We start from the raw sequence: 4674 nt of genomic DNA on the forward strand, positions 1-4674 counted from the left end.
AGGGGTAGCGGGCGTGTGGCAGTGATATTCAGCATAGGACTTCTATCTTTTATTCCGTTTTCTACTCTTTCAATCGTATTATTCGATAATCAATCGGCCGCGCAATTTGCCATTTTTTTCAAGAGATTTGATGATCTGGATAACATCCTGTGTAGGTGTGTTGAGCGCATTGAGGGCATCGATGAGAGCCTTGAGTTTGGTTGATTGGGTCTGGCTGGAATCGACACCGACAAACTGCGCCCCGCCGGCCTGAATAACCATGTTTTTATGGGTAATGACCACTGGGCCGATCTCGACGTCTCCGCTCATAACGATACTTCCCGCCCGTTCGTTGATGACAACCCGGGGACCGAGCGGGACTTCCATGAGGGGCAGCTCCATGATCTGGGAGACAAACAGGACAGGATCATCGGCATACTGTCGCGGGACGAGTACTTCGATGGTGACCTGATTGATGGCCCGGGCAAGAGGAACGCCGCCACTCTGTACGGTCATGTGGGAATTGATGAGTTCCACAATATCCTGAGCGACCTGAAAGTCAGCATAAGGCGGTTCAATGACGAGGGTCATGCGTCCATCCTTCACAAAAGAATTGAAGAAATCCGATTCGAGGCGACACCCACCGGTGATGCGACCCACCGTGGGCGTTTCGGGATTGTCGATGGTGATGGGGCCTTCCGCGAGGGCATAGACTCGACGGTCACGTGGATCGGGACCAACGAGCGGCGTGAGAAACAGGGTCCCACCCGCCAGGCTTTTGCACACTCCCACAGAATGGACCTGACAATCGATCCGATCGCCCTGGCGGGCACCGGCTGGAGGAACAGTGGCCGTCACGAGAACGAGGGCCACGTTTTTGGCATCCTTGAGTTCGGCCGGGCCGTTCTTCCCAAGGGGCGTTCCCATCATCTCGAGGGCCACGCTCATGCTCCGAATGGTGGGCAGGAAGCTCCCGCCGTCGCCGGTTCCCCGCAGTCCCACCACCAGGCCCAGCCCGTGAAGGCTGTTATCTTCCTGACCTTTTACTCGACAGATCGTTTTTAATGGAACGGCGGCCAAACTGACGGAGGCACCGCTTGCCAGAAGGAGGCTGATGCTCACAAGAAAGGAAAACCGTGGAAGGTGCATCATATCCCAGGGTCCTTGCTTTCCAGCAGTCGCTGTTGCTCGACTGAAGGCTGTTCCCGCGGTCATGCCGCTCCTATCGCTTAAACCACCTTAAAACGGCTGATGTGTGTCGAGCCATTTGAGGAGCCAGCCGCGACGATATCCATCGCGGACGTGACCGGCTTCCCGCTTGACAATCCTCAGATCGGCGATATTCTCGCTGAGCACTGTGTTGTCCGGCAGAATGGACTTCGGCCACACTGTGCCCGTCAGATAGATTTCCCAGATGTCGTTATTCACCTGGATGGTACGTCGGCCTTCAATGACGAGGTTTCCGTTGGGGCGAATATCCACAATTTCACAGGCGACGCGAAGTTTCAGAGCCTCGCGACTTTGCAGTTCCGATTCGGCCCGATATTTGTTTTCCATTGAACCGCCGATAGTCGGATCGCCTTTACTTTGCGGATCGGGAATGAGCGACCAGCCCTTCAGAAGGATCCAGTCGGAAAGGACGAATTTACCATTGGCGTTTTTCCGGCGGTCCATCTGGCCTTCTGCGATGACCTGCGTCTTTTCATCCACGACCACGGTGATCACGTCCCGCAGCTTCAGGGTTCTCTGTTCCGGGGGCGTTTGATAGGTCCAGGAAAGCCGGTCCAGCGTGGGCGGCGGCCCCTGGGAAGTTCCCAGCAGGCTGCTGCTTTGCGCAACAGCCGTCGGGCCTCCGGCCAGCACACATCCAAAAGTGATTAAAATCGCCAGCAAACAAAGCGGCATCGAGCACTTACCTCGAATAACATCAGTACGATAAAAGCATTTCATCATTCGTGAATATTCCATTCGAAATAAAATGGCCGCGGGTTTACTGTTTCGTGGTTGCTGCCTGTGTGGAAACGGCGTAAACTTCAACAAGCTGGTGATCCACGACTTTTCCGAGAATTGTTTTGCCGCGATTGTCCAGGGTTTCTACAGGGACGAGATGCCCCAGAACACCGTCATCCTTTGCGCGGCCCAGCGTACGTATCATTACGCCGGGGGCACGAACCGCAATCTGAACGACCTCCCCGCGTCTGACGAGCACGGGTTCTCGAAGATTGGAAAGGACGATGGGCCTGCCCGGCGCTACGCCGGTGGTGAGTTGTCGGCCGAGGACGTCTTCCAGACGCGTGGCGTATCCGGGGGCGGGTTCCACGTCGTCAGCGAGTCGGACGTCATCACGGGTGAGAACGGTATCCCTGGCGAGCGGCCGGGCCGCCACAACCACCAACAGCCGCGGCTGCAGTTGGGCCTCAACCTGAATGGCCCGCACGCCGCCCGGCGCCTTGACTACCCCGGCAAACACGCGGCGATCGGGTGCCAAAGCCTGGTCGCGGTCAATCTCCACCGCCGCGTCGGCCGCGGCTAGCCAGCGCACGTCTTCGGCAGTGAGTGAAAGCGCCGATTCGCATGGCGGGAGCTGGGGATACTGGGACTTCATGTATTCGTGGATGGCCTTTTTGAGCCGGGACTCTGCGCGTGCGCGGAGTGTGGGCGAAACGGGCGTCGCTTGCTCGGGTGCGCTGAGAACAGTGAGCGCGGCCTGGGGACTGGTGACAACGCGCACCTGGCGAGCGCCTTGCCAGAGGTGAACTGTTGTATCGATACCCCGCAGCGCGAGGATTTCACGAACATCCTGCTGGGACACAAATTTCACTTCTCCCAGCGGCGGCGCCGGAAACAATTCGAGGCGTGCCAGTGCGTCCCTGGTGGTTTCGTCACAATCGGTGATCTCGGCAATCTGACCAAGCAGTACAGCACCGCCGTGAGAGGTGTACTGAGCATGAAACACGAACGTGGCGGCGAGGGCGGGCGCCCCAACCACGCCGAGGAACAGAGCACAAAAGGACAAATAATTCAGGCTGTGGAAACGATTATGGTTTGGCATGGAAAGCACGTCCCGTTTTCATCCTTCAGTAACGGCGGAGATTGGAGACCAACTGCATCATCTGGTCGCCGACCTGAACGGCCTGGGAATTCATTTCGAAGGCCCGCTGTGTGGTGATCAGGTCGATCAATTCGCGCACCGGCTCCACGTTGGACGCCTCGAGGGCGTTCTGGCGCAGGATTCCAAGACCTTCCTGACCCGGCGTGCCAACTTGCGGCGGACCGGAGGCATCCGTCTCGGCATAGAGGTTTTCCCCTAATTTGAGGAGCCCCTCGGGGTTGATGAAATTGACGAGCTGGATCTCGCCCACCGGCGTCAATTGCGGGTTGTTCGGCTGCTGAACGAACACCTGCCCTTCCGGGGTGATGGTGATGGCGGTGGCGTCATTGGGGATAACGATGGGCGGTTCCAGAAGCCGTCCGGTGTGGGCGGATCCCAGCACAAGGTTGCCATTGGCGTTGATGGAAAAATTCCCGGCTCGGGTGTAGTAAATCTGGCCCGAAGGATCGAGTACCTGGAAGAAGCCCGCCCCTTCAATGGCGACGTCCAGCGGATTGGAGGTTTGCTGGAACGCCCCTTGGCGGAATTCACTTTGCACGCCGGAAAGCCGGGATCCTAGGCCGATCGAGATTCCGACCGGTGTGTACTGGCCGGAGCTGTCCTCTGTGCCGGGAAAGACTTCGTGACGATAAAAGAGGTCTTCAAAATTAGCGCGGTCGCGTTTGAAGGCGGTGGTCTCCACGTTGGCGAGATTGTTGGCGATGACATCGAGCTTTTTCTCCATCGCCAGCATGCCCGTCGCAGCGGAATACAGTGTTTGAACACTCATGGTGACCCTCGTTTATGCCGTCATTTGCGTGGGGATGACTGTCCTTGTCCTGTCTCCTTCCCTGTTCATCTGCCATCAGGCCGATCGAAGCACCCGATTGAACAGGGCGCCAAGCATTTGATCCTGAGTTTGAACCATGTTGAGATTGGCTTCCAAAAGGCGAGAGGCCTCCAGCAGTTCGACCATCGCGAGCGTCGGCTGGACGGCCGACATTTCCAGAAATCCCTGGGCGACCTGGCGTTCGGCTAGGGGAATGAGTTGGGGGGGCCGCGTGGTGCGGTAGAGGTTTTCCCCCACCGGCACCAGGTCGTCCACGGAAGCGGGCTTCATCACCGCCAGGTTTTGCACAACCCCGGCTTGTCGGATCGTTCCCTCCCGGGTGACTTCCCAGGGCAACTGGGGATCGAGGGTGATCGGTTGGAGGTTGTCATTGAGAACCGGATACTGCTGGAGACCGAACTGCGTTACCAGTTGGCCACGGCTATTCAGCGAGAAGTTCCCTGCCCTCGTCAAAAGTACTTCATTGTCCTTCTGCACGGCAAAGAAGCCGTCACCGCGGATGGCGAAGTCGGTGGGACTTCCGGTTTGTTTGATAGGACCCGGGGTCAAATCTGTCTTGGACACCGCGGGGAGGACACCACCGCTGAGATTCTCCATATCGGCGGCACCGACACCCGACAGACCGCGGGCGGCCGGTTCCGAATACCGGGCCTGGCAGATGGCCAGTTGCCGTTTGAATCCGATGGTGTCCACGTTCGCGAGGTTGTTCGTGATGACATTGAGCCGATAATCCTGGGCGTGGGCACCTTCGGCG

Annotated in this window: 5 protein-coding genes; all 5 read right to left on the reverse strand. The window is 58.0% G+C overall.

What is annotated here, in order from left to right:
* Positions 1–78 precede the first annotated feature (78 nt).
* On the reverse strand, positions 79–1131 hold the full coding sequence (locus tag H5U08_RS10480; protein WP_297032784.1) for a flagellar basal body P-ring protein FlgI: 1053 nt from the start codon (positions 1129–1131) through the stop codon (positions 79–81).
* Between the two features lie 87 nt (positions 1132–1218).
* Positions 1219–1884 (reverse strand): flagellar basal body L-ring protein FlgH, encoded by a 666-nt coding sequence (locus H5U08_RS10485; RefSeq protein ID WP_297032785.1) that lies wholly within the window; start codon positions 1882–1884, stop codon positions 1219–1221.
* Positions 1885–1969: 85 nt separating this feature from the next.
* Positions 1970–3031 carry a flagellar basal body P-ring formation chaperone FlgA gene (gene flgA, locus H5U08_RS10490; RefSeq protein ID WP_297032787.1) on the reverse strand — a complete coding sequence of 354 codons (1062 nt, stop codon included), beginning with the start codon at positions 3029–3031 and terminating at the stop codon, positions 1970–1972.
* 25 nt (positions 3032–3056) lie between these two features.
* On the reverse strand, positions 3057–3860 hold the full coding sequence (flgG, locus tag H5U08_RS10495) for a flagellar basal-body rod protein FlgG (RefSeq protein ID WP_297032789.1): 804 nt from the start codon (positions 3858–3860) through the stop codon (positions 3057–3059).
* Between the two features lie 75 nt (positions 3861–3935).
* The coding region (locus tag H5U08_RS10500; RefSeq protein ID WP_297032791.1) for a flagellar hook-basal body protein at positions 3936–4674 on the reverse strand (739 nt) is incomplete at its 5' end.

Source organism: Thermogutta sp., from assembly GCF_014359955.1.
In the GTDB taxonomy this organism is placed as follows: domain Bacteria; phylum Planctomycetota; class Planctomycetia; order Pirellulales; family Thermoguttaceae; genus Thermogutta.